Source organism: Williamsia serinedens (assembly GCF_024171725.1).
Lineage (GTDB): Bacteria > Actinomycetota > Actinomycetes > Mycobacteriales > Mycobacteriaceae > Williamsia_A > Williamsia_A serinedens.
Genome location: NZ_JAMTCG010000007.1, coordinates 191,955 through 216,647 on the forward strand (window position 1 = coordinate 191,955; position 24,693 = coordinate 216,647).

Annotated in this window: 22 protein-coding genes; 13 read left to right on the forward strand and 9 right to left on the reverse strand. The window is 71.6% G+C overall.

What is annotated here, in order from left to right; translation table 11 throughout:
- Positions 1 to 45: 45 nt before the first annotated feature.
- Complete coding sequence (locus LX12_RS18890; RefSeq protein ID WP_253656135.1) at positions 46 to 420, reverse strand: HesB/IscA family protein; 375 nt, start codon at positions 418 to 420, stop codon at positions 46 to 48.
- A gap of 193 nt (positions 421 to 613) precedes the next feature.
- Positions 614 to 1,735, reverse strand: coding sequence for a glycerate kinase (locus LX12_RS18895; protein ID WP_253656136.1), 1,122 nt, complete (start codon positions 1,733 to 1,735; stop codon positions 614 to 616).
- Between the two features lie 92 nt (positions 1,736 to 1,827).
- Between LX12_RS18895 and LX12_RS18900 the strand changes: the two genes are divergently transcribed.
- From LX12_RS18900 to LX12_RS18910, 3 genes are read left to right on the forward strand one after another with little or no spacing between them, the layout of a single operon-like run.
- Entirely contained in the window at positions 1,828 to 2,508 is a 681-nt protein-coding gene (locus LX12_RS18900; protein ID WP_253656137.1) for a DUF3043 domain-containing protein, read from the forward strand.
- Between the two features lie 4 nt (positions 2,509 to 2,512).
- Positions 2,513 to 4,270, forward strand: a complete 1,758-nt coding sequence (cobT, locus tag LX12_RS18905) for a nicotinate-nucleotide--dimethylbenzimidazole phosphoribosyltransferase (RefSeq protein WP_253656138.1) — start codon at positions 2,513 to 2,515, stop codon at positions 4,268 to 4,270.
- 2 nt (positions 4,271 to 4,272) lie between these two features.
- Complete coding sequence (locus tag LX12_RS18910) at positions 4,273 to 5,052, forward strand: adenosylcobinamide-GDP ribazoletransferase (RefSeq protein ID WP_253656139.1); 780 nt, start codon at positions 4,273 to 4,275, stop codon at positions 5,050 to 5,052.
- A gap of 59 nt (positions 5,053 to 5,111) precedes the next feature.
- Here LX12_RS18910 and LX12_RS18915 read toward each other — a convergent pair whose 3' ends face one another.
- Positions 5,112 to 6,215, reverse strand: a complete 1,104-nt coding sequence (locus LX12_RS18915; RefSeq protein WP_253656140.1) for a branched-chain amino acid aminotransferase — start codon at positions 6,213 to 6,215, stop codon at positions 5,112 to 5,114.
- Between the two features lie 67 nt (positions 6,216 to 6,282).
- Positions 6,283 to 7,395 (reverse strand): glycine cleavage system aminomethyltransferase GcvT, encoded by a 1,113-nt coding sequence (gene gcvT / locus LX12_RS18920; RefSeq protein WP_253656141.1) that lies wholly within the window; start codon positions 7,393 to 7,395, stop codon positions 6,283 to 6,285.
- Positions 7,396 to 7,496: 101 nt separating this feature from the next.
- Here gcvT and LX12_RS18925 point away from each other — a divergent pair, with 101 nt between their 5' ends.
- The 6 genes from LX12_RS18925 to LX12_RS18950 all read left to right on the forward strand — a co-directional run bounded on the left by LX12_RS18925 (position 7,497) and on the right by LX12_RS18950 (position 14,523).
- Positions 7,497 to 9,002, forward strand: a complete 1,506-nt coding sequence (locus tag LX12_RS18925) for a leucyl aminopeptidase (protein WP_253656142.1) — start codon at positions 7,497 to 7,499, stop codon at positions 9,000 to 9,002.
- 197 nt (positions 9,003 to 9,199) lie between these two features.
- Complete coding sequence (gene sucB / locus LX12_RS18930; RefSeq protein ID WP_253656143.1) at positions 9,200 to 11,080, forward strand: 2-oxoglutarate dehydrogenase, E2 component, dihydrolipoamide succinyltransferase; 1,881 nt, start codon at positions 9,200 to 9,202, stop codon at positions 11,078 to 11,080.
- A 5-nt stretch (positions 11,081 to 11,085) separates the two neighbouring features.
- Entirely contained in the window at positions 11,086 to 11,973 is an 888-nt protein-coding gene (locus tag LX12_RS18935) for a TIGR01777 family oxidoreductase (protein WP_253656144.1), read from the forward strand.
- Complete coding sequence (lipB, locus tag LX12_RS18940) at positions 11,970 to 12,680, forward strand: lipoyl(octanoyl) transferase LipB (protein ID WP_253656145.1); 711 nt, start codon at positions 11,970 to 11,972, stop codon at positions 12,678 to 12,680. Before LX12_RS18935 ends, lipB begins: the two co-directional genes overlap by 4 nt.
- Positions 12,677 to 13,732, forward strand: coding sequence for a lipoyl synthase (lipA, locus tag LX12_RS18945; protein ID WP_253656146.1), 1,056 nt, complete (start codon positions 12,677 to 12,679; stop codon positions 13,730 to 13,732). Before lipB ends, lipA begins: the two co-directional genes overlap by 4 nt.
- A gap of 53 nt (positions 13,733 to 13,785) precedes the next feature.
- Positions 13,786 to 14,523, forward strand: a complete 738-nt coding sequence (locus LX12_RS18950) for a DUF4191 domain-containing protein (protein WP_253656147.1) — start codon at positions 13,786 to 13,788, stop codon at positions 14,521 to 14,523.
- Positions 14,524 to 14,670: 147 nt separating this feature from the next.
- Here LX12_RS18950 and LX12_RS18955 read toward each other — a convergent pair whose 3' ends face one another.
- A complete protein-coding gene (locus LX12_RS18955) occupies positions 14,671 to 15,135 on the reverse strand; it encodes an RDD family protein (protein ID WP_253656148.1) in 465 nt (154 codons plus the stop codon).
- 90 nt (positions 15,136 to 15,225) lie between these two features.
- On the opposite strand from LX12_RS18955, the gene glnA (LX12_RS18960) reads away from it, so the two are divergent.
- The 4 genes from glnA (LX12_RS18960) to LX12_RS18975 all read left to right on the forward strand — a co-directional run bounded on the left by glnA (LX12_RS18960) (position 15,226) and on the right by LX12_RS18975 (position 18,324).
- Complete coding sequence (glnA, locus tag LX12_RS18960) at positions 15,226 to 16,659, forward strand: type I glutamate--ammonia ligase (RefSeq protein WP_253656149.1); 1,434 nt, start codon at positions 15,226 to 15,228, stop codon at positions 16,657 to 16,659.
- 104 nt (positions 16,660 to 16,763) lie between these two features.
- Positions 16,764 to 17,360: a sulfite oxidase-like oxidoreductase gene (locus LX12_RS18965; protein ID WP_253656150.1), complete on the forward strand. Its 597-nt coding sequence runs from the start codon at positions 16,764 to 16,766 to the stop codon at positions 17,358 to 17,360.
- A gap of 12 nt (positions 17,361 to 17,372) precedes the next feature.
- Entirely contained in the window at positions 17,373 to 18,101 is a 729-nt protein-coding gene (locus LX12_RS18970) for an FAD-binding oxidoreductase (protein WP_253656151.1), read from the forward strand.
- Between the two features lie 61 nt (positions 18,102 to 18,162).
- Entirely contained in the window at positions 18,163 to 18,324 is a 162-nt protein-coding gene (locus LX12_RS18975; RefSeq protein WP_253656152.1) for a hypothetical protein, read from the forward strand.
- A gap of 2 nt (positions 18,325 to 18,326) precedes the next feature.
- Here LX12_RS18975 and LX12_RS18980 read toward each other — a convergent pair whose 3' ends face one another.
- From LX12_RS18980 to glnA (LX12_RS18995), 4 genes are read right to left on the reverse strand one after another with little or no spacing between them, the layout of a single operon-like run.
- The gene (locus tag LX12_RS18980; protein WP_253656153.1) at positions 18,327 to 19,277 is read right to left on the reverse strand and encodes an endonuclease/exonuclease/phosphatase family protein; all 951 of its coding nucleotides are present in this window, start codon (positions 19,275 to 19,277) and stop codon (positions 18,327 to 18,329) included.
- A complete protein-coding gene (locus LX12_RS18985) occupies positions 19,274 to 20,248 on the reverse strand; it encodes an endonuclease/exonuclease/phosphatase family protein (RefSeq protein WP_253656154.1) in 975 nt (324 codons plus the stop codon). The genes LX12_RS18980 and LX12_RS18985 overlap by 4 nt, the downstream gene beginning before the upstream one ends.
- The gene (locus tag LX12_RS18990) at positions 20,245 to 23,253 is read right to left on the reverse strand and encodes a bifunctional [glutamine synthetase] adenylyltransferase/[glutamine synthetase]-adenylyl-L-tyrosine phosphorylase (RefSeq protein ID WP_253656155.1); all 3,009 of its coding nucleotides are present in this window, start codon (positions 23,251 to 23,253) and stop codon (positions 20,245 to 20,247) included. Before LX12_RS18990 ends, LX12_RS18985 begins: the two co-directional genes overlap by 4 nt.
- Before the next feature lie 31 nt (positions 23,254 to 23,284).
- Complete coding sequence (gene glnA / locus LX12_RS18995) at positions 23,285 to 24,625, reverse strand: type I glutamate--ammonia ligase (RefSeq protein WP_253656156.1); 1,341 nt, start codon at positions 24,623 to 24,625, stop codon at positions 23,285 to 23,287.
- Between the last annotated feature and the right edge of the window lie 68 nt (positions 24,626 to 24,693).

Consider the following 24,693-nt stretch of genomic DNA (forward strand, 5'->3'; position numbering starts at 1 on the left):
ACGGTCGTCGCCACTGGGACCCGTCACAGACGGGCCGGTGTCATGTCAGTTGAACGAGTCCCCGCAGGCGCAGCTGCCGGTCGCGTTCGGGTTGTCGATGGTGAAGCCCTGCTTCTCGATCGTGTCGACGAAGTCGATCGAGGCGCCCTGCACGTACGGCGCGCTCATGCGGTCGACCGCGAGCTTGACGCCGCCGAAGTCGGCGGTGAGGTCACCGTCGAGCGAGCGGTCGTCGAAGAAGAGCTGGTAACGCAGGCCCGCGCAGCCACCCGGCTGCACGGCGATGCGCAGCGCGAGGTCGTCGCGACCCTCCTGGTCGAGCAGGGCCTTGGCCTTGCCTGCGGCGGCGTCGGTCAGGATGACGCCGGTCGCGGGGGCGGTGGTCTCGGTGTCGGCGGTGACCTGGTTGTCGACGGTCATGCGTTCTCCTCGTGTTCTCGCGGTACCGCGATCGTTCGCGGTCCGACGATCTCTCGTCGTGTCGACGTGCGTGCTTCTTCGGCGGTGTCGCGTCGATCAGGTGCCTGAGACGTCAACGGTACTCCTGCGGGCGCTGTTCCCGCCCATCGCGGGGCCGACGCACCGCCGGCGTGTGCACGGCGTCACGCGCTGATCAGGACCAGTCGCGGGCCATCGGTTCGACGAGGTCGGACAGCAGCGGTCCGGCCTGGTCCATCGCGTGCTGGACCGAGTCCGCGACGTCGACGATGGCACGCGCGCCCACGATCCCGGCCGCCGCGAGCGCGTCCGCGTCGAGCTGCACCTGGCCGGCCACCACCGCCACGGGGACGGAGTGCCGCACCGCCAGCCGGGCGACGGCGGCGACGACCTTGCCGGCCAGGGTCTGCGCGTCGACCCTCCCCTCGCCGGTGACGACCACGTCCGCCCGGGACACCAGCCCGTCGAGACCGATCGCGTCGGCCACGACCTGCGCGCCCGACACCCGCCGACCCCCCAGCGCGAGCAGTCCTACACCGAGACCGCCGGCGGCACCGGCACCCGGCTCGTCGCCCCACGACCGTCCGGTCGCCCGGGCGAGCGCGTCGTCCCAGTCGCGGAGCCGGTCCTCGAGCGTCGTGACGGTCGCCGGGTCGGCACCCTTCTGCGGGCCGAACACCGCGGCGGCCCCGGCCGGGCCGAGCAGGGGGCTCTCGACGTCGGAGGCGACCACCACCTCGACGTCGGCCAGCATGTCCCGCGCGAGGGCGATCCACCGTTCGCGGTCGGCGTCGTCGGCCGCGCCCGCGGGGTCCTCGTCGGCCGCCGGGGCGGGGTGTCCCGCCAGTGCCGCGACCATCCCCGCGCCGCCGTCGGTGCTCGACGACCCACCGAGTCCGACGACGACGCGTCGGGCGCCGGCGGCGAGCGCGGCCGCGACGAGTTCGCCGACACCCCAGGTCGAGGCGGTGATCGCGGTGTGTGGGGTCGGGGTGCCGACGAGGTGCAGCCCGCAGGCCTGTGCGCACTCGACGTACGCGGTGGACGTCGGACCGGAGTCGTCGAGCAGCCATCGGGCGTCGACCGGGCTGCCGAGCGGACCCCGCACGGTGGTCACCACGACCCTGCCCGTCCGCGTGGCCAGCACGTCGACGAACCCGGGGCCCCCGTCGGACTGCGGGGCGCAGACCACCTCGTCGCCCGGACGGGCACGCAGCCATCCCCGCGCGACGGCGTCGGCCGCCTGGACCGCGGTCAGGGTGTCGCCGAACGAGTCGGGCGCGACGAGGACCCGCATGGGCGAAGTATAGGAACCGTTCCGTCCCCGGGTGGGGTGCGAGACATGACGCCGGGCCCATGCCGGGCGCGCGGTCGAATATCCTGGCGGGCGTGAAGTTGCCCTGGAAGAACGAGACACCCGCCGAGACCGGTGAGGCGACCTCGTCGTCCGCTCGTGCGGCGGCCGACGCGACCGCCGACGGCACCACCGCCACCGCGACGCGCACCACGCAGGGCAAGGGCCGACCGACCCCGAAGCGTCGCGAGGCGGAGGCACGGCGTCGCGGACCGGTGACCCCGGCGCCGCAGACCCGCGCGGAGGCCCGCGCCCGCCGCAAGGAGCTGAAGGCGACCAGGAGCCGCGCCGAGCGCAAGCAGGACAGCGAGGCCCGCAAGAACGCCCGCATCGAGCAGCGCCAGAAGATGATGGACGGCGACGAGCGCTACCTGATGCCCCGTGACAAGGGTCCGGTGCGCAGGTACGCACGCGACGTCGTCGACTCCCGCCGCAACTTCGCCGGTCTCTTCATGCCGTTCGCCGTGCTGCTGATCGTCGTCATGTTCCTCCCGGCCATCGCGGTGTACGCCACCCTGCTCATGCTCGTGTTCGCCGTCTTCCTGGTCATCGACGGCGTCATCCTCGGGCGCCTGGTGAACAAGCGTGTGCGGGAACGGTTCCCGGACTCCACCGACGGCGGGTTCGGCCTCGGCTGGTACTCCTTCAGCCGGTCGATGCAGATGCGCTTCATGCGCGCGCCCCGCCCGCAGGTGAAGCCCGGCGACGCGGTCTAGGGGCGTGCGCACGCTGGTTCTGGGCGGTATCCGCTCGGGCAAGTCCGCGCTGGCCGAGGACCTGATCCGCGAGTCCGGCCACGCCGTCCGCTACGTCGCCACCGCGAGTCTGCCGCCCACGGGCGACCCCGACTTCGCCGCGCGCATCGACGCGCATCGCCGCCGCCGTCCGGCCGGGTGGTCGGTCGTCGAGGACGACGACGTCGCGACCGTGCTCCGCGACGACGCCGACTCCCCCACGCTCGTCGACGACCTGGGCAACTGGGTGTCGTCGCACCTCGACCGTCTCGGCGGCTGGGAGGACCCCGACGTCGACCTGACCGATCGTGTCGCCGACCTCGCCGCCGCCGTCGCGGCCCACCGGGGTGACCTGGTTCTGGTGTCGCCGGAGGTCGGGTTGTCGCTGGTGGCCCCCGTCCCCTCCGGCCGTCGGTTCCAGGACGAGCTGGGGCGTGTGAACACCGCGGTGGCTGCCGTCTGCGACCGGGTGCTGCTCGTCGTCGCCGGTCGAGTGCTCGAACTCGACGCGCCGGTCGGTGCCGGTGCCGGTGGTGTCGCTTCGTCCCGTCCCGAGCCGACACCCGCCGTGCCCCCGGCCCCGGCCCCGGCCCCGGCCAACGCTCCGACCGCGGCGGAGACCCCGCCCGCACCCCCGGCCCCACCGCTCACGCCGTCCGTCGGTGCCCACCGCGGGGCTCCCGACGAATTCGACGTGGTGGCCTCCCCCGACGCCGTCGTCGCCGAGGAGGCCCGCACCCGACAGCGGTCACTGACCAAGCCTGCGGGGTCGCTGGGGCGGCTCGAGGACCTGTCGATCTGGGCGGCGTCCTGTCAGGGCGTCTGCCCGCCCGCTCCGTTCGCCGACCCGGTGGTCGTCGTGTTCGCGGGCGACCACGGTGTCGCACGTGCCGGCGTCTCGGCCTACCCGCCCGAGGTGACCGCGCAGATGGTCGCGAACATCGCAGCCGGCGGTGCTGCGGTGTCGGTGCTCGCGCAGCGCGTCGACGCCCGGGTCGTCGTCGAGGACATCGCGGTCGACGCCGACACCGATCCCGCCCACTGCGCCCACAAGGTCCGTCGCGGCAGCGGCGACCTCCGGGTGGAGGACGCTCTCAGCGCCGACGAGGTGCGCACAGCCCTCGCAGCCGGGCGGGCGATCGCCGACGACCTCGTCGACTCGGGCGTCGACCTGCTGATCGCCGGCGATCTCGGCATCGGCAACACGACACCGGCCGCCGTGCTCGTCGGCACGCTCACCGGCACCGAGCCGGTGGTGGTCGTCGGCCGCGGCACGGGCATCGACGACCACGGCTGGATCCGCAAGACCGCCGCCATCCGCGACGGCATGCGCCGGGCCCGGAAGGTGTCGCGCTCACCGGTCGACCTGCTCGCGGCGGTCGCCGGCGCCGACATCGCGGCGATGGCGGGGTTCCTCGCGCAGGCCGCGCTGCGGCGCACACCGGTCATCCTCGACGGCGTCGTGGTCACCGCGGCGGCGTTGGTCGCCGAGGACCTCGCCCCGGGCGCGGTGCGGTGGTGGCTCGCGGGTCACCGCTCGGCGGAGCCGGCCCACACGATCGCCCTGCGCCAACTCGACCTGGACCCCGTCGTGGAGTTCGGCATGCGTCTCGGCGAGGGCAGCGGCGCGCTCACCGCCCTGCCCGTCGTGCAGGCCGCGGTCGCGACGCTCGCGTCGATGGCCACGTTCGACGACGCAGGCGTCTCGACCCGCGACGAGGTCGACGCGACCGAGCCGGTCTGACGGTGACCGCCGCCGAGCGGTCCCCGCGGCGTCCGTCGCCGGTACGCGCGGTCGCACTGGCGTTCTCCTGGCTCACGGTGCTGCCGGTGCCCCAGCCGCGGTTCACGATCGACCGGGCCGCCGGTGGTTCGGCGATCGCCGCGGCGCCGGTGGTCGGTGTGGTGGTGGGCGCCGCCACGGCCGGGATCGCGATCGGACTGGCACAGACCACCCTGCCCACCACCGCGATCGGGCTGCTCGCGGTGGGCTTCCTGGCCCTGGTGACCCGGGGCATGCACGTCGACGGTCTGGCCGACACCGCCGACGGGCTCGGCAGCATGCGGCCACCGGAGGCCGCGCGGGAGATCATGCGGAGCGGCCCGGTCGGGCCGTTCGGCGCGGCGACGCTGGTCGTCGTCCTGGCCCTGCAGGCGATGCTGTTCGGATCGCTCGCCACGGACGGTCGATGGGGCGCGATCGTCGTGTCGGTGGCCCTGGGTCGCGTCGCGGTGGTGGTCGCCTGCCGGCGGTCCTTCCCGGCCACCGGCGACGGGTTCGGCGCGATCGTCGGTGCGACACAGGGACTGTCGGCGATCGTCTGGGTCGCCCTCGCCGTCGTCGCGTCGGCGACCGGCGATCCCGACCGGTGGTGGCGGGGGCCGATCGTCACCGTCGTCGTCCTGCTGGGCGTGTCTGTGTGGACCCGCCACTGCACGAGACGACTCGGCGGCGTCGGCGGCGACGTCCTCGGCGCCACCGTCGAACTCACGACGGTGGCGGCACTCGTCGGTCTGGCGCTGTAGCCGCCCACTCGACGTCCACGACCGCCCACTCGACGAGTGGGTTCGGCCCGGCGGAGGTGTCAGGCGCCGTGCAGCGGGGTCATCCAGCCATGGGTGTCGGCGAACGTGCCGCGTTGGATCCCGGTGAGGGTGTCGCGCAGCGCGGTCGTGACCTGGCCGGGCTGACCGTCACCGATGGCGTAGTCGTCGGAGTCGCTCGCGACGCGTCCGATCGGTGTGATCACGGCGGCGGTGCCGCAGGCGAACACCTCGGTGATGTCACCGGACGCGACGCCCTTGCGCAGTTCCTCGACCGACACCTTGCGCTCCTCGACGGCGATGCCCGCGTCCACCGACAGCGACAGCAGCGAGTCGCGGGTGACACCGGGCAGCAGCGAACCGGTGAGCTCGGGGGTGACGAGGCGGGCGTCGGCGCCGGAACCGAAGACGAAGAAGAGGTTCATGCCGCCCATCTCCTCGATGAACCGGCGCTCGATCGCGTCAAGCCAGACCACCTGCTCGCACCCGTGCTCGGCGGCCTGTGCCTGCGCGAGCAGCGACGCGGCGTAGTTGCCGCCCGTCTTCGCGTCGCCGATCCCGCCCGGGGCCGCGCGCACGTACTCCGACGACAGCCACACGCTGACCGGCTTGAGGCCACCCGGGAAGTACGCGCCGGCCGGCGAGGCGATGACCACATACATGTAGGTGTTCGACGGCCGCACACCGAGCGCGGGATCGGTCGCGAACATGAACGGTCGCAGGTAGAGCGAGTCCTCGCCACCCGCGGCGGGCACCCACTCGTGGTCGGCGGCGAGCAGTGCCCGCAGCGACTCGAGGAAGTCCTCCTCGGGCAGCTCCGGCATGGCCAGACGTCGCGCCGACGAGTTGAGGCGGCGGGCGTTCGCGTCGGGCCGGAACGAGGCGATGGTCCCGTTCGGCTGCCGGTAGGCCTTCAGACCCTCGAAGATCTCCTGCGCGTAGTGCAGCACCATCGCCGAGGGGTCCAGCGCGATCGGTCCGTACGGCTCGACGCGCGGCGCGTGCCAGCCACGGTCGGCGTCGTAGTCGATCAGGACCATGTGGTCGGTGAAGAAATTGCCGAACCCCGGGGCCTGCAGGATCTCCGCACGTCGCGAGGCCGGGGTCGGCTGCGGGTGCTCGGCACGGGTGAACTGCATGGTCATGGGGCGATCGTAGACCCCGCACCGCTCGCCCCACCCGCCCCACACGGGCGCGGGACCGGGGACGAGGTCAGCGGGTGCGCACGTCCACGAACGGCGGCGCGACGACCTCGCACTCGAGGCCGCGACCGCGCACGTCGACGAGGACGGTGTCACCGTCGGCGACGTCGGCGGCGGTGTCGACGAGCGCGAGCGCGATGCCCTGCTTGAGGCTCGGGGAGAACGTGCCCGACGTGCAGAGCCCGATGTCGGTGCCCGACGGGGTGGTGACGCGACAGTCGGCGCGCGGGACGCCACGGCCGGTCGCACGCAGGCCGCGCAGTCGCCGTGCGGGTCCGGCCTCCTTCTCCGCGAGGAGCGCCTCCCGACCGAAGAACTCGGGCTTCTTCCACCCGACCGCCCAGCCACAGCGCGCCTGGACGGGGCTGATGTCGAGCGACAGCTCGTGGCCGTGCAGCGGGTACCCCATCTCGGTGCGCAGGGTGTCGCGGGCGCCGAGACCGGCGGGCAGGCCCTGGGCGTCGGTGACCGCGGCGAGGATCGCGTCGAAGACCGCGGCGGTGTCGTCCCACGTCGGCAGCAGTTCGTAGCCGTGCTCGCCGGTGTAGCCGGTCCGGCAGACACGCACCCGGCAGGTGCGTCCGTCCGCCGCGAGGTCGGCGTCGGCGAAGGCCATGTAGTCCATGTCGGCGGGCAGACCGACCGCCTCAAGGACCTGCGCCGACCGCGGGCCCTGCACCGCGAGGACGCCGAACTCCCGGTGACGGTCGGTGACGGTGATGTCGTCGGGTGCCACGGCCTGCAGGGCTGCGACCACCGCCGCGGTGTTCGCCGCGTTGAGGACGAGGAAGATCTCGTCGTCGCTCACCCGGTACGCGATGAGGTCGTCGACGACCCCGCCCGACGCGTCGGCGCACAGGGTGTACTGCGCCTTGCCGGCCCCGATGCGGTCGAGATCGTTGGTGAGACAGCGGTTCACGAACGCCGCGGCGCCGGGGCCGACGACCGAGGCCTTGCCGAGGTGGCTCACGTCGAACAGTCCGACGGTCTCGCGGACGGCCGTGTGCTCGGCGACCGTGCCCGAGTACGAGACCGGCATCGACCACCCGCCGAACTCCGCGAACGTCGCCCCGAGGGCGGTGTGGACGTCGGTGATCGGACCCGGGATCGGCGCATCGGACATGCCCGACACCATAGAGGGAGCCGTCGCACCACGCGGGTCGCGCCGTCGCGTCACGCCCGTAGGCTGGGCGGTCGCAAACCGTTCGACCCGAAAGGCGCACCGTGACCACCTCTTCCGACGCCCGCCGTCTCGGCCCCGATCTCCGTGTGGCGCAGGATCTCGCCGCCGACGTGCTCGTCGTCGGGCTGCACACCGCGTCCGACGACGGCGGGTCCCCGCGCGTCGCGGGGACGGGGCTGTCGGAGGAGGTCGCCACCGCGATCGCGACGGCCGCCGCCGCGGTCGGCGCGACCGGTGCGGTCGGGCAGACGCACCGCGTACCCGCGCCGCAGGGTGTCGACACCACCAGCGTGGTCACGGTGGGACTCGGCGGCGACGGTGACGTCACCGGTGACGCCGTCCGCCAGGCCGCCGGCACGGCGGCGCGCGGACTCGACGGTGTCGCGAGCGCGGTCACCACCCTGTCCACGCTCGACCTGTCCGCCGCGGCCGAGGGCTTCTTCCTCGGGGCCTACCGCTTCGAGGACTTCCGGTCGGAGAAGTCACGGTCGTCCACGCACCCGCTCGGTGCGGTCTCGCTCGTCGCCGACGGTGTCGACGACGCAGACGCCGTCGTCGAGCACGCCCGCCACGTCGCGGAGGCAGTGACGATCGCCCGCGACTTCGTGAACACCCCGCCGAGCCACCTCTACCCGGACGAGTTCGCGCGCCGCGCCGCCGACCTCGGTCGCGAGGCGGGCCTGGAGGTCGAGGTCCTCGACGACGAGGCCCTGCGTGCGGGCGGGTACGGCGGGATCATCGGCGTCGGCAAGGGCTCGTCCCGACAGCCGCGCCTGGTGCGGCTCGCCCACCGCAGCGGCGTGGACGGCGCCCGCACGGTCGCCCTCGTCGGCAAGGGCATCACGTTCGACACCGGTGGCATCTCCATCAAGCCCGCGGCGGGCATGGAGAACATGACGTCGGACATGGGTGGCGCGGCGGCGGTCGTCGCGACAGTCGTGCTCGCCGCGCGCCTGCGCGTCGGGGTGGACGTGATCGCGACCGTGCCGATGGCCGAGAACATGCCGTCGTCGACCGCGCAGCGGCCCGGCGACGTCCTCACCCAGTACGGCGGCACCACCGTGGAGGTGCTCAACACCGACGCCGAGGGGCGGCTGATCCTGGCCGACGCGATCGTGCGTGCCCTCGAGGACGATCCGGACTACCTCATCGACACCGCCACGCTCACCGGCGCGCAGATGGTCGCGCTCGGCGCGCGCACGCCCGGCGTGATGGGCACCGACGACTTCCGCGACCGTGTCGCGGCGATCTCGCGTCGGGTCGGCGAGCACGGCTGGCCGATGCCGTTCCCGGAAGAGTTGCGGGCCGACCTGAAGTCGCGGGTCGCCGACCTGGCGAACGTCACGAACCACCGCAACGGCGGCATGCTCGCGGCGGGCATCTTCCTGCGGGAGTTCGTCCCGGCGGGGCTGGACTGGGCCCACGTCGACATCGCCGGGCCGGCCTTCAACACCGGCGGCCCGTGGGGCCACACGCCGAAGGGCGGGACGGGTGTGCCGGTGCGCACGATGATCGCCGTCATCGAGGACATCGCGGCGCAGGGCTGACGCTGCCGCGGTGACCTCGTCCACGGCCCCGACGCAGACGTGGCAGGGGTCACCGTCGGACAGGTCCCTACGGGTAGGGTTTTCCCCGAGGGCACGGCCGCACCATGTCGTGCCCGACCGCACGCCCGCGTCGCCTCACCCGTGGCGACCGGAACCGACGATCGCACACCGGATCTCGAGTCGAGGAGTCGACAGACATGGCCTTCTCCGTCCAGATGCCCGCTCTCGGCGAGAGCGTCACCGAGGGAACAGTCACCCGCTGGCTGAAGCAGGAGGGGGACACGGTCACCGAGGACGAGCCGCTGCTCGAGGTGTCGACCGACAAGGTCGACACCGAGATCCCGGCACCGGCCTCCGGCGTGCTGACCAAGATCATCGCCCAGGAGGACGACGTGGTCGAGGTCGGTGGCGACCTCGCCGAGATCGGCGAGGAGGGCGAGGCGCCCTCCGGCGGCGACGACGCCGGCAGCGACGACGCCGCCGACGACTCCTCAGACGACGAGGCCGGCGGCACCGCACCCGAGGACACCTCCGGCGATTCCCCCGCCGACGAACCCGAGCCGTCCGACGAGGCCGACGAGCCCGCGAAGAAGCCGTCCGCCGACACCGGGTCGAGCGACGGCGACAGCACCGACGTGACGATGCCCGAGCTCGGCGAGTCGGTCACCGAGGGCACCGTGACCAACTGGCTGAAGTCCGTCGGCGACGAGGTCGCCGCGGACGAGCCGCTGCTCGAGGTCTCCACCGACAAGGTCGACACCGAGATCCCGTCGCCCGTGTCGGGCACCCTCCTCGAGATCGTCGCGAACGAGGACGACGTCGTCGAGGTCGGCGGCAAGCTCGCCGTGATCGGGTCGGGCAGCCCCTCGTCGTCGGGCGGGTCCACCCCGTCCTCCGACGACTCAGGCGCCGACTCCGCCGACGCCGACACCGATCCGGGCAGCTCCGACGCCGGCACGGAGTCGGTCGCATCGGAGTCCGACACCTCGCCCCAGCCCGAGCCCGACGCACCGGAGCAGGAGGCACCGAAGGCGGAGGAGCCGAAGGCCGCGCCGAAGCAGGAGTCGTCGGGCGGTGACTCGTCGCGATCGCAGCCGGACACGCTGTCGTCGACCCCGTACGTCACTCCCCTGGTGCGCAAGCTGGCCCAGGAGAACGGCGTCGACCTCGACTCGGTGAAGGGCACCGGCGTCGGTGGCCGCATCCGCAAACAGGACGTGCTGGCCGCCGCCGAGGAGAAGAAGGCGCCCGCCCAGGAGTCGGCACCGGCCGCGTCGTCCGCTCCGGCCGCGTCCGCGCCGTCGACGCCGAGCACCCCGTCGGCGCCGAAGGGTGTTCGCCCCGAGCTCGCCGCGCTGCGCGGGACGACCCAGAAGGTCAACCGGATCCGCCTCATCACGGCCAAGAAGACCCGCGAGTCGCTGCAGACCAGCGCGCAGCTCACGCAGGTCTTCGAGGTCGACATGACCCGTGTCGTGGCGCTGCGGCGGGCCGCCAAGGAGTCGTTCAAGTCCTCCGAGGGCGTGAACCTCACCTACCTGCCGATCATCGCCAAGGCGACCGTCGAGGCGCTCAAGGCGCACCCGAACGTCAACGCCAGCATCGACGAGGACGCCAAGGAGATCACCTACCACTCGTCGGTGAACCTCGGCATCGCCGTCGACACCGAGCAGGGCCTGCTCTCCCCGGTGATCCACAACGCCGATGACCTGTCGATCGCGGGCCTGGCGCGTGCGATCGCCGACATCGCGTCCCGCGCCCGCAGCAACGGTCTCAAGCCCGACGAGTTGGCCGGTGGCACGTTCACAATCACCAACATCGGCAGCCAGGGCGCGCTCTTCGACACCCCGATCCTGGTGCCGCCGCAGGCGGCGATGCTGGGTACCGGTGCGATCGTCAAGCGTCCCACGGTGATCACCGCCGAGGACGGGTCCGAGTCGATCGCGGTGCGCTCGATGTCGTTCCTGCCCTTGACCTATGACCACCGACTCATCGACGGCGCGGACGCCGGCCGGTTCCTGACCACGGTCAAGCACCGGCTCGAGGAAGCGGCGTTCGGGGCCGAGCTGGGGCTCTAGTCCCGATGCGCGTGGTGGTCGCCGGCTCGTCCGGCCTCATCGGCACGGCCCTCGTGGCCGCGTTGCGGGACGGTGGGCACGACGTGTCCCGGCTGGTCCGGCGTGAACCGCGATCGGCCGACGAGATCGGTTGGGCGCCGGAGACGTTCGGACTGACCGACGACGCGCTGACAGGTGTCGACGCCGTCGTGAACCTGTGCGGCGTCGGCATCGCGAGTCGGCCCTGGTCGGGCCAGTTCAAGCAGGAGCTGCGCGACAGTCGGATCATCCCGACCCAGGTGCTCGCCGACGCGGTCGTCGAACACCGGGTCCCGATCTTCGTCAGTGCCAGCGCCACCGGGTTCTACGGGTTCACCGGCGACGACGAGCGCACCGAGAGCAGTCCCCGCGGCAGCGGCTTCCTGGCCGATCTCTCCGCCGACTGGGAACGGACGGCGTCGCTGGCGACGTCGGCGCGCGTGGTGCACCTGCGCACCGCTCCGGTGTTCTCCCGCTCCGGCGGTCTCCTCGGGCCGCTGCGACCGCTGTTCAAGGCCGGTCTCGGCGCGAAGCTGGGCGACGGGAAGCAGTGGTTCCCGTGGATCACGCTGCCCGACCACGTCCGGGCCGTGCAGCACGTGCTGACAGGCGACATGACTGGCCCGGTCAACCTGACCTCCCCGCAGCCGGTCACCAACGCCGAGTTCACCGCCGCCTTCGGGCGCGCCGTGCACCGGCCCGCGTTCTTCAGGGCTCCCCGCGCGGTGTTGCGGGTGGCCGGCGGTGAGCTGGCCCTGGAGATGCTGCTCGGTGGTCAACGCGCGGTGCCGACGGTGCTGCAGGACACCGGTTTCACGTTCACCCACCCGACGATCGACGACGGCCTGCGGTGGGCGAACGGGAGCGACCGGTGAGCGGCGCCCGCCGCGACACCTCCGCGCTCGAGGTCCGCGCACTGGGCGTCGTCGACTACGCCGAGGCGTTCGAGGCCCAGCACCGACTGGCGGGCGAGCGCGCCGACGGCACGCTGGACCATGACGTGCTGCTGCTGCTCGAGCACCCGCCGGTCTACACCGCCGGCAAGCGCACCGAGCCCGGCGACCGCCCCGTGGACGGCACCCCCGTGGTCGAGGTCGACCGCGGCGGGAAGATCACCTGGCACGGTCCCGGTCAGCTCGTCGGCTACCCGATCGTGGCGCTGGCCGAGCCGCTCGACGTCGTCGACTACGTGCGCCGCATCGAGGAGGCCATGATCACAGTCTGCGCCGCGTGGGGCGTGGACGCCGGACGGGTCGACGGCCGCAGCGGCGCCTGGGTCGCCGCCGACCTCGCGACCGGCCGCCCGGAGCGCAAGGTCGCCGCGATCGGCATCCGCGTCGCGCGCGGGGTGGCGCTGCACGGGTTCGCGCTCAACTGCGATCCCGATCTCGGCGCGTTCTCCTCGATCGTCCCGTGCGGCATCCCCGACGCCGGCGTCACCTCGCTGAGCGCCGAACTCGGTCGCCACGTCGGCGTCGACGACGTCCGCGACGCCGTGGCGACGGCGGTCGCCGACGCGCTCGACGGCCCCCGACCGCGGACCGATGCGCACGACCGGCCGCGCGTAGCATCGACGCAGTGACATCGCACTCGCCTGACACCGCCACCGCTTCCCCGGACAGCACCGGCGCTGCGCCCGGCGGTCGGAAGCTGCTGCGTCTCGAGGTGCGGAACGCGCAGACCCCGATCGAGCGCAAGCCGAAGTGGATCCGCACCCGCGCGACGATGGGCCCCGAGTACACCGAGCTGAAGGGCCTGGTGAAGCGCGAGGGCCTGCACACGGTGTGCGAGGAGGCGGGCTGCCCCAACATCTACGAGTGCTGGGAGGACCGGGAGGCCACGTTCCTGATCGGCGGCGAGCAGTGCACCCGACGGTGCGACTTCTGCCAGATCGACACGGGCAAGCCCGCAGAGCTCGATCGTGACGAGCCGCGTCGCGTCGCCGAGAGCGTCCAGGCGATGGGTCTGCGGTACTCCACCATCACCGGCGTCGCGCGCGACGACCTGCCCGACGGGGGCGCATGGCTCTACGCCGAGACGGTCCGTCAGATCCACGCCCTCAATCCCGGCACCGGCGTCGAGAACCTGATCCCCGACTTCACCGGGAACGCCGACCAGCTCGCCGAGGTCTTCGACTCCCGTCCCGAGGTGTTGGCCCACAACCTCGAGACGGTCCCCCGCATCTTCAAGCGGATCCGCCCCGCGTTCCGCTACGACCGCAGCCTCGCCGTGCTGACCGCCGCCCGCGACGCCGGGCTGGTCACCAAGAGCAATTTGATCCTGGGCATGGGCGAGACGCCCGAGGAGATCCGCGAGGCCCTGGCCGACCTCCACGAGGCGGGCTGCGACATCGTCACGATCACCCAGTACCTGCGCCCCTCGCCGCGGCATCACCCTGTGGACCGCTGGGTCAAGCCGGAGGAGTTCGTCGAGCACTCGCAGTACGCCGAGGAACTCGGTTTCGCCGGTGTGATGGCTGGTCCGCTCGTGCGCTCGTCGTACCGCGCCGGGCGTCTGTACGCCCAGGCGATGCGCCGCCACGGGCGCGAACTGCCCGCCGCGATGGCCCACCTGGCCGACGAGTCCGGCGCGGCCCAGGAGGCCACCTCGGTGCTGGAGCGCCTCGCCCGCTGACGTCGTCTCCGGTCCGGTCGGAGGGCCGCGCCCGGTCCCCTATCCTGGGTGCCATGGCGAAGGCAGATGCGTCGAAAGAGGCGAAGGCGGCGGCGAAGGCCGCCCGCAAGCAGGCGTCGCGCGAGCGGCGCACGCAGCTCTGGCAGGCGTTCCAGATGCAGCGCAAGGACGACAAGCTGCTGCTGCCGCTGATGATCGGCGCGCTGCTGGTCTCGACCGCCGTGTTCGTCGTCGTCGGCCTGATCGTCGGCCTGGTCTGGTTCCTGCTGCCGCTGGGCATCGTCCTCGGTGTGCTGATCGCCTTCATCATCTTCGGACGCCGTGTGCAGAGCAGCGTGTTCCGCAAGGCCGAGGGGCAGGCGGGCGCCGCCGGCTGGGCGTTGGACAACATGCGCGGCCGCTGGCGCGTGAAGCAGGCGGTCACGGGTACAGCGCATCTCGACGCCGTGCACCGCGTGATCGGCAAGCCGGGCGTCATCCTCGTCGGTGAAGGCGCCCCGGCCCGCGTCCGTCAGCTGCTGGCGCAGGAGAAGAAGAAGATCGCCCGCGTCGTCGGCGACACGCCGATCTACGACGTCGTCGTCGGCAACGACGAGGGCCAGGTCCCGCTGAAGCGTCTCGAACGCCACCTGAACAAGCTGCCGAACAACATCGACGGCAAACGCATCGACGCCCTCGAGGGTCGTCTCGCCGCGCTCGGTGGCCGTCAGGCCGGGCCTGGTGTGCCGAAGGGCCCGATGCCGGCGGGTGCCAAGATGCGCAACGTCGCCCGCACCGCCCGTCGGCGCTGATGCGACACGGCGTCAGGCCGTCGGTCCTGACGCCGTCATCCGGCCGACGCCGGTGTTCCGGGATGCGAACCCGCGTCGATCACGCCGACCCGCGCGATGCACGACGCGGGTTTCCTGGCTCGACGCGGGTTTCCGGGTTCCGCGGGCTCAGCGGGTGCGCACCAGTGCCGTCCCGGTGGCGCGGTCGTGCAGTCCGCGGCCGTCGGGGTCGTTCAGGAGCGGCGGGACGATGAACACGATGAGCAGCTGCCGGAAGAACGCACGGATGATGCCGACGCGGGCGGCCCCGTCGACACGCACGACACGCATCCCCACCACGAACTGGCCGGGGCTGAACGAGAACAGGGTGACCGTCAGCATGCCGACGACGAACCAGATCCCCAGCACGACGGTGGACAGCTGCTGCGCCAGGAACCCGACGAACAGCAGCGACACGCCGTAACACATGACCCAGTCGACGAAAAGGGCGAGCACGCGCGGCCACGACGACGCGAGCGACCCGGGACCCGACTGCGGTAGACCGAGCTTCTCGCCCCGCCACGCACCCGTGTCGGTGTCGGGATCCATGCCCGCCTGGGGTCCCGACAGCCACGAACCGAGAGGTCTGCTCATACCTCGATGATAGGGAACGCGCAGGGGAAGCGGCCTGACGATAGTGTGAGGGCCGCATCATCCCGTCTGTAGTGAAGGAGCCACCGACAGGTGTACAGCTCAAAGGAAGAACTCCTCGAGGGCATCAAGTCCGAGGGAGTCGAGTACGTCGACATCCGGTTCTGCGATCTGCCCGGTGTCATGCAGCACTTCTCGATCCCCGCGTCGGCCTTCGACGAGAGCGTGTTCGAGGACGGCCTGGCGTTCGACGGCTCGTCCGTCCGCGGTTTCCAGTCGATCGACGAGTCGGACATGATGCTCCTGCCCGACCCGGCCACCGCGCGGATCGACCCGTTCCGCAAGGCCAAGACGATGAACATCAGCTTCTTCGTGCACGACCCCTTCACCCGTGAGGCCTACAGCCGCGACCCGCGCAACATCGCGCGCAAGGCCGAGGACTACCTCGCCTCGACCGGCGTCGCCGACACCTGCTTCTTCGGCGCCGAGGCCGAGTTCTACATCTTCGACTCGGTGTCCTTCGGGTCGGAGATGAACGGCACCTTCTACGAGATCGAGTCGGAGTCGGGTTGGTGGAACACCGCCTCGCCCAGCGACCCCGACGGCAGCCCGAACCTGGGCTACAAGGTCCGTCCGAAGGGCGGCTACTTCCCCGTCGCGCCGTACGACCACTACGTCGACCTGCGCGACGACATGGCCACCAACCTGCAGAGCGCGGGCTTCGTCCTGGAGCGCGGCCACCACGAGGTGGGCACCGCCGGTCAGGCCGAGATCAACTACAAGTTCAACACGCTGCTGCATGCCGCCGACGACGTGATGCTGTTCAAGTACATCATCAAGAACACGGCGTGGCAGCAGGGCAAGTCGGTCACCTTCATGCCGAAGCCACTCTTCGGTGACAACGGCTCGGGCATGCACTGCCACCAGTCGCTGTGGAAGGACGGCAAGCCGCTGTTCCACGACGAGGCCGGCTACGCGGGCCTGTCGGACCTGGCGCGTCACTACATCGGCGGCATCCTGCACCACGCGCCGTCGCTGCTGGCGTTCACCAACCCGACGGTGAACTCCTACAAGCGCCTGGTGCCGGGCTACGAGGCCCCGATCAACCTGGTCTACAGCCAGCGCAACCGGTCGGCCTGTGTCCGCATCCCGATCACCGGCAACAACCCGAAGGCCAAGCGCCTCGAGTTCCGCTGCCCGGACAGCTCGGGCAACCCGTACCTCGCGTTCGCGGCCATGATGATGGCCGGTCTCGACGGCATCAAGAACAAGATCGAGCCGCACGAGCCCGTCGACAAGGACCTCTACGAGCTCCCGCCGGAGGAGGCCAAGGGCATCCCGCAGGCCCCGACGCAGCTCTCCGCGGTCATCGACCGCCTCGAGGAGGACCACGAGTACCTCACCGCGGGTGGCGTGTTCACCGAGGACCTGATCGAGACCTGGATCAACCTCAAGCGGGAGAACGAGATCCTGCCGACGCAGATCCGTCCGCACCCGTACGAGTTCTCCCTCTACTACGACTGCTGAGTCGTCTCCGACGACACGTTGCCGTCACCGGTTCCGCCCGCTCTGCGTCCCGCAGGGCGGGCGGGGTCGTCTTCGCACCTCCACACCTGCGAGAATCCCCCACCATGGCCGTCATCAACGCCAAGTTCCGCGGGAAGCGCCGGGACGGGCCGCAGCTGCCGCCCGGCCAGTACCTCACCACCGACTTCCCGGTCCTGCAGATCGGCACGACTCCCCGGGTCGTCACCGATCGCTGGTCGCTGTCGGTGACGACGCCTGACGGGCAGGGTCGTCGATGGACGTGGCGGGAGTTCCTCGACCTGCCGCAGACCGAGTTCACGGTCGACATCCACTGCGTCACACGGTGGTCGAAGCTCGGCACCCGCTGGAAGGGCGTCGCGGTCGACACCCTGCTCGAGGCGGCGGGCGCCTCGGGCATCGGCACGCACGTGATGGCGCACAGCTCCGACGGCTACACCACGAACATGCCGCTCGCCGACCTCTCCGGCGCGCAGGCGATGGTCGCGCACACCTTCGACGGGAAGCCGCTGGCACCGGAACACGGGGGCCCGGCACGACTCGTGGTGCCGCACCTGTACTTCTGGAAGAGCGCCAAGTGGATCAGCGAGATCCACCTGATGGACGCCGACGAGCCCGGGTTCTGGGAACGCAACGGCTATCACATGTACGGCGACCCCTGGCTCGAGCAGCGCTATGGATGACGCGGTGGCCCGATGACGACCTGGCGCGTGGGGACCGTGGTGGGTGCGGTCATGGAATCCCCGACCGCGCGGTCGATCTGGCTGGAGATCCCCGGTCTGCCGACGCCGCGGCCCGGTCAGCACATCGACATCCGGCTCACCGCACCCGACGGGTACTCGACGTCGCGGTCGTACTCGCTGTCCGACGTCCGGGAGGGCGAGACCGTCGCGGTCAGCGTCGAGGAGCTCGACGACGGTGAGGTCTCGCCGTTCCTCGTGCACGATCTGGAGATCGGCGAACAGGTCGAGGTCGCCGGTCCTGTCGGCATGCAGTTCGTCTGGCCGCCCTCGGAGGCCGACGCCGACCGACCGGTGCAACTCGTCGCCGGCGGTTCGGGCATCGCCCCGCTGATGTCGATGATCCGTGCTCGCGAGACGACGCGACCCGACGTCGAGATGCGGCTGCTGTACTCGACCCGCTCCCCCGAGCACGCCTTCTACCGCGACGAGTTCGCGCTCCTCACCTCGTCGGGCCGACTCCGCGTCGACTGGTTCTTCAGCCGTTCGGCGCCGGCCGACTCCGGGCGTCGGGCCGGACGGATCACCCGGGACGAGTTCCTCACCGCGGTGCTGCCTGTCGAGGACCATCCGCTGTTCTATCTGTGCGGTGGGAACGAGTACGTCGAGGTGCTCGGCGACTGGCTCCTGGATGCGGGGTACCCGATCGGTGACATCCGGATCGAGCGCTTTCTCGTCACCTGACCGCCGGGGCGGATACGGTCGGATGCGAGGTTTGGCGCGCGACGACGAAGGGTGGACGACCGTGGGTTTCGAGCAGGCAGCGGAGAAGGCCGACGAGGCCGCGGGCCTCGCGAGCATCGCGAAGACGCACCTCGAGGACGATCGGGGCCACAAGCTGCTCGCCGAGGCGGTGGAGACGCTGTCCCACGCGATCGCCGAACTCGCTCGCGCGCAGGAGGACTGACCTCAGTCCAGGCGCACCGCGGCCAGCAGGCCGCGGTGGTCGGATCCCGGCAGCGGGATCGTCCGCACGCGCTCGGCACGGACGCCGCGCAGCAGCACGTGGTCGATGCCGATGAGCGGTGGAATCCACGTCTTGTGCGCCGGATAGGTCGGGAGCGGCCCCGACCGTGACGCCGCACCGGCGTCGACGAGGTCGTCGCCCAGCAGGTCGCGGAACGCGGCGTGGTCGTGGGTCGCGTTCAGGTCACCACCGACGACGACCGGCCCGTCCACGCCGTCGACCTCGTCTCTGATGCGACGGAGCTCGCCGAGCCACAGCTCGGGCGCGTATGGGTAGGGCGGCATCGGATGCACCGACAGCACCGTGACCGATCCGCCCGTCGGCAGCTCCATCCGGGCCGCGACCGCAGCCAGCGTGAACCCCGACAGCTCGCGACCGTCGGAGAGCGGGTGGCGCGACCACACCCCCGTCCCCGCACCCTCGGGGGCGGCGACGACGACCCGGTGCGGGAGCAGTTCGTCGATCCCTGCGCGCGTCAACGCGTCTCGACAGGTCTCGGTGATCTCCTGCACGCACAGGAGATCCACTGCGTGCACACGGGCGGTCTCGACGACCGTCGCGGCGTCGGCCCGACCGAGCCAGAGGTTGGCCTGCATGACCGTGAGGTTTCCGACGTCGGCGGTCGCACGACCCCTCGCCGGGACGAGATGCCGACGATCCCACCCGGCCAGGGCCGAGACCGCGACCCCGACCGCAGCGGCACCCCGCCGGCGTCGGAGGCCCGCCGCCATGACCGCGAGCGGTCCGCCCAGCGCCAGCCACGACGCGAAACTCGCTGCCGCGACCGGCAGCTGCGCCGCTCCGCGGTAGCGGCGCAGCCCGGCCGCCGCGGTAGAGGCACCCACCGCGGCCGCCAGCACGACGTCGGCCGATGAGCAGCGACGATGCTTCACGAGACGGCGAGGGTCGCGACCAGCGCCCGATGGTCGGAGCCGGCGACGTCCACGGTGTGCACGTCGGTGGCACGCAGGCCGCGGGCGATCACGTGGTCGATCCCGATGAGCGGACCGAACCACTCGTCGGCGGGATAGGTCGGCAACCACCGGCCACCGGCGGTCTCGGTCGCGTCGGAGAAGCCGTCGCGGAGGAGGTCGCGGAACTGCCGGTGGTCCCACGTCGCGTTGAAGTCGCCGCCGGCCAGCACGCGCGCGCCGCGCTGTCCGTGCAACTCGGCGCGGACCATGCCCATCTCGCGTACCCACCGTGACGAGTCGTACGGGTAGGGCGGGATGGGATGCAGTCCGTAGACGACGGTGTCACCGACACCGGGCAGCGCGACGGTGGCCCGCAGCGAGTTCAGCGCGTACCCGTCGAGAAGGGCTGTGTCCGACAGCGGGAAGCGGCTGAGGATCGCCGCTCCCACGCCGCCCGTCCCCGGTTCGACGTAGCGGTGGGGCATCAGTGTCGCCAGCGCCGACCGCTCGATCCGCTCGGCCGCGGCCGGGGTGACCTCGTTTAGCGTCACCAGGTCGGCGTCGGACTCCCGCACGATGTCGGCGACGGCGTCGACGTCGCCCGCGCCGAGCTTGATGTTGCTCTGCACCAGCGTGATCCGTGTCCCGGACGGCGCGGTGTCGGCGACCCAGAGCGGCAGCTGTGTCCAGACCCCGGCCGCGACGACGACCACACCGATGCCGGCGAGGATCCATCGACGCGCTGCGAGCGCGACGACCAGCGCCACCGCGGACCCCACCACCGTGATCGGGACGCCCGCGGTCAAAGCCGTCGAGAAGCGGCCGCGGCCGGGATACCAGTGCAGCCAGAGCCCGGTGACCGCGGCGGCGAGAAGCAGCGAGCACAGGAGGACGGCCAGCACTCGCAGGACGGTCGGCATCCGGTCGCGTCGCGCCGGCCGCGCTCTCATCCGCCGAATACCTTGAGCACGACGGCCTTCGCGCGCCGCGTCACCCGCAGGTAGTTGTCCAGGAACTCCGCGGCCTGGTCCTCCGGCCAGCCCGCCGCGTACGCGACGGCGCGGAGCTGCTGACCCGGTGCCGGGAGCTGGTCGATCGCCTTGCCGCGGACGAGCACGATCGCGTTGCGCGCCGCGGTCGCCGTCAGCCAGGCCTCCTTGAGCAGGGTCACGTCGGTCTCGCTGAGGATCTCGGCGGAGCCGATCGCGTCGAGCGTCTGGAGCGTCGAGGTGTTGTGCAGTGACTGCAGCCGATGGCCGTGGCGCAGCTGCAGGAGCTGCACGGTCCACTCGACGTCGGCGAGGCCACCGCGTCCGAGCTTGGTGTGGGTGTGCGGGTCGGCGCCGCGGGGCAGACGTTCGGCGTCGATCCGCGCCTTGATGCGCCGGATCTCGCGGACCGCGTCCGGTGACACCCCGCCCTCGGGATAGCGCGTCTTGTCGGCCATGTGCAGGAACGCGGTGCCCAGGTCCGGGTCCCCGGCGACCGGATGCGCCCGCAGCAGGGCCTGGATCTCCCACGGCTGCGCCCACTGTCGGTAGTAGGCGGCGTACGCGGCCAGGGTCCGGACGACCGGGCCGTTGCGCCCCTCCGGCCGCAGGCCGGTGTCGATCTCCAACGGCGGATCGGCGCTCGGAGTGCTCAGGACGGTCCGCACACGCTCGGCGATCGTGTTCGCCCACCGCACGGCGCGGGACTCCTCGACGCCCTCGACGGGGTCGCAGACGAACAGGACGTCGGCGTCGGAGCTGTACCCGAGCTCGCCGCCACCGAGACGGCCCATCCCGATCACCGCGATCCGGGCGGGCGCCTCCTCGTCCCCCGGCAGCGAGTCGGCGATGACCACCTGCAGTGCGGCGTTGAGCACTGCCGCCCACACGCTCGACAGGGCCTCGCAGACCGCGGGGACGTCGAGCATCCCGAGGATGTCGGCGGACGCCACGCGCACCAGTTCGGCGCGCCGCAGCGACCGCGCCGCGGCGATCGCCCGTTTGGGGTCCTTGTGTCGACGCGCGGAGGCGACGAGACCGTTCGCGACGTCACGCAGCGCCACCTCGACGAGCTTCGGGCCGGTCGCCGAGTCGGCGTAGAGCCGGATGACCTCCGGCGAGCGGATGACGAGGTCGGAGATGTAGGCCGACGTCCCGAGCACCCGCATGAGACGTTCCGCGACGACGCCGTCGTCCCGGAGGAGTCGCAGGAACCAGTCCTGGTCGACCAGTTCGTCGCACAGTCGCCGGTAGTTGAGCAGACCGGCGTCGGGGTCGGGGGTGTTGCTGATCCACTCCAGCAACGTCGGCAGCAACAGTTCCTGGATGCGGCCGCGTCGGCCCCGGACACCGGTCAGCGCGCGCAGATGGCTCAGTGCGTGCTCGGGTTTCGCGTACCCCAGAGCGGCCAGACGACGGGTGGCGGCCTCGTCGGACAGGCGCAGACCGTCGACGTCGAGGCGACTGACCGACTCGAGCAGCGGGCGGTAGAACAACTTCTCGTGCAGGCGCCGCACACGTTGCGACTGACGACGGATCTCGGCCCGCAACGAGTCGGCGGCGTCCAGGTCCCCGTCGGGTCGGATGTGGGCCGAGCGCGCGAGGAAACGCAGCGCCTCGGTGTCGTCGAACTCCGGGAGCAGGTGTGTACGTTTGAGTTTCGTCAGCTGCAGTCGGTGCTCGAGCAACCGCAGGAACTCGTACGACGCCGTCAGGTTCGCGGCGTCGTCCCGGCCGACGTAACCGCCGGCGTTCAGGGCGGCGAGCGCGTCGACGGTCGAGGCCACGCGCAGCGACTCGTCCGTGCGTCCGTGGACGAGCTGCAGCAGCTGCACCGCGAACTCGACGTCGCGGATGCTGCCGCGACCCAGTTTCAGTTCGCGCGAACGCAGTTCGGGCGGCACGTTGCTCTCGACGCGGCGACGCATCGCCTGGACCTCGTGCACGAAGTCCTCCCGCTCACAGGCCTCCCAGACCATCGGGGCGACCGCGTGCAGGTACTCCCAGCCGAGTTCCATGTCGCCGGTCATCGGCCGCGCCTTGAGCAGAGCCTGGAACTCCCACGTCTTCGCCCACCGCTGGTAGTAGGCGAGGTGCGAGGCGAGGGTGCGGGTGAGCGCACCCGCCTTGCCCTCGGGCCGCAGGGCCGCGTCGACCTCGAAGAAGGCCAGCGACCCGACGCGCATCATCTCGCCGGCGATCCGTGCCGACGTCCCGTCGGCGGGTTCGGCGACGAACACCACGTCGACGTCGCTGACGTAGTTCAGTTCGCGGGCACCGCATTTCCCCATCGCGATGACGGCCAACCGGACGGACACGTCGTCCTCGCCGCAGACGGTGCCGACGGCGACGGCCAGGGCAGCGGTGAGTGCGGCGTCGGCGAGATCGGCGAGGTAGCGACCGACCTCGGGGAACCACACGACCGGCTCGTCCTCGACGGCGGGCGCCACGTCGCGCGCAGCCATCTGCAGGAGCAGGTCGCGGTAGGCGGTCCGCAGCGCGACGACGGCCTGCGGACCGGTGACCCGCGCACGGAACACGCGACTGTCGGAGCCGACGTGCTCACCGGTGGCGGGCACGGCGTCGACGGCGGCGAGCATCGACCGCGTCATCTCCTCGGCGTCCGGCAGCCCGGAGCCCTGCAGCAGGTGCCAGGTGGACGGCTCGGCGACGAGATGGTCGCCCAGCGCCTCGGACGCACCGAGCACCGCGAACAACCGTCCGCGCACGGTGGTGTCCTCGCGCAGGGCCTTCTCGAGGTCCGGCCAGTCGTCGACGGCGTCGCGCAACCGCATCAGCGTGCGCAGCGCGAGGTCGGGGTCGGGCGCACGCGACAGCGACCACAGGAGCGCGAGGTCGGCCGTCGTCGACCATCCGAGCTCGGCGAGCGCACCGGGCGCCGACTCGTCGAGCAGACCGAGGCGCGCCGGTCCCGGCACGACCGCCCGCGACACAGGAGAACTCACGCCACAGACGGTAGCGGGAGCGCCGACGGGGCTACAGCGACAGGTAGCGACCGAGCTCGAACGGGGTGACCCGGCTGCGGTAGTCGCTCCACTCCGTCCACTTGTTGCGGAGGAAGTAGTCGAAGACGTGCTCGCCGAGGGCCTCGGCGACCAACTCGGAGGACTCCATCGCGTGCAGGGCCTCCGCGAGGCTGCCGGGCAGCTCGGTGTAGCCCATCGTGCGGCGCTCGGCCGACGTGAGGGCCCAGACGTCGTCCTCGGCCTCGTCGGGCAGCTCGTACTTCTCGGCGATGCCCTTGAGTCCGGCCGCGAGGAGCACCGCGAACGTGAGGTACGGGTTGCAGGCCGAGTCGGGGCTGCGGACCTCGATGCGACGCGACGACGCCTTGTTCGGCGTGTAGAGCGGCAGCCGGATGAGCGCCGACCGGTTCGCACCGCCCCACGTCGCGGCCGTCGGGGCCTCGCCGCCGTGGATGAGTCGCTTGTAGCTGTTGACCCACTGGTTGGTGACCGCGCTGATCTCGGGGGCGTGCGTCAGGATGCCGGCGATGAACTGCTTGCCGGTGTCCGACAGCTGCATCGGGTCGTCGGGGTTGTGGAACGCGTTGGTGTCGCCCTCGAACAAGCTCATGTGGGTGTGCATGGCCGAGCCGGGGTGATCCGAGAAGGGCTTGGGCATGAACGTCGCCCACACGCCCTCACCGATCGCGACCTCCTTGACGAGGTACCGGAAGGTCATGACGTTGTCGGCCATCGACAGCGCGTCGGCGTAGCGGAGGTCGATCTCCTGCTGGCCGGGCGCGCCCTCGTGGTGGGAGAACTCGACGGAGATGCCCATGGACTCCAGGGCGTCGATGGCGTGCCGACGGAAGTTCGGCGCGCTGCCGTGGACCACCTGGTCGAAGTAGCCGCCACCGTCGGCCGGCGTGGGCGGCGTCCCGTCCGTCGGGGCGTCCTTCATCAGGAAGAACTCGATCTCGGGGTGCACGTAGCAGGTGAAGCCCTGGTCGGCGGCCTTGTTCAGCTGGCGGCGCAACACGTGGCGGGAGTCGGCCCAGGACGGTGTGCCGTCGGGCATGGCGATGTCGCAGAACATGCGGGCCGAGTGGTGCTTGCCCTGGCTCGTCGTCCACGGCAGGACCTGGAACGTGGACGGGTCGGGCTTGGCGATGGTGTCGGCCTCCGACACCCGCGAGAACCCCTCGATCGACGAGCCGTCGAAGCCGATCCCCTCGGCGAACGCACCCTCGAGCTCGGCCGGCGCGATCGCCACCGACTTGAGGTATCCGAGCACGTCGGTGAACCAGAGCCGGACGAAGCGGATGTCCCGTTCCTCCAGCGTGCGGAGGACGAACTCCTTTTGGCGATCCATACCGTCAGAGGCTAGGAGCGCGCTGTTAAATCCGTGTTACGACGCCACGCCGATGTCGGATCCGCCGT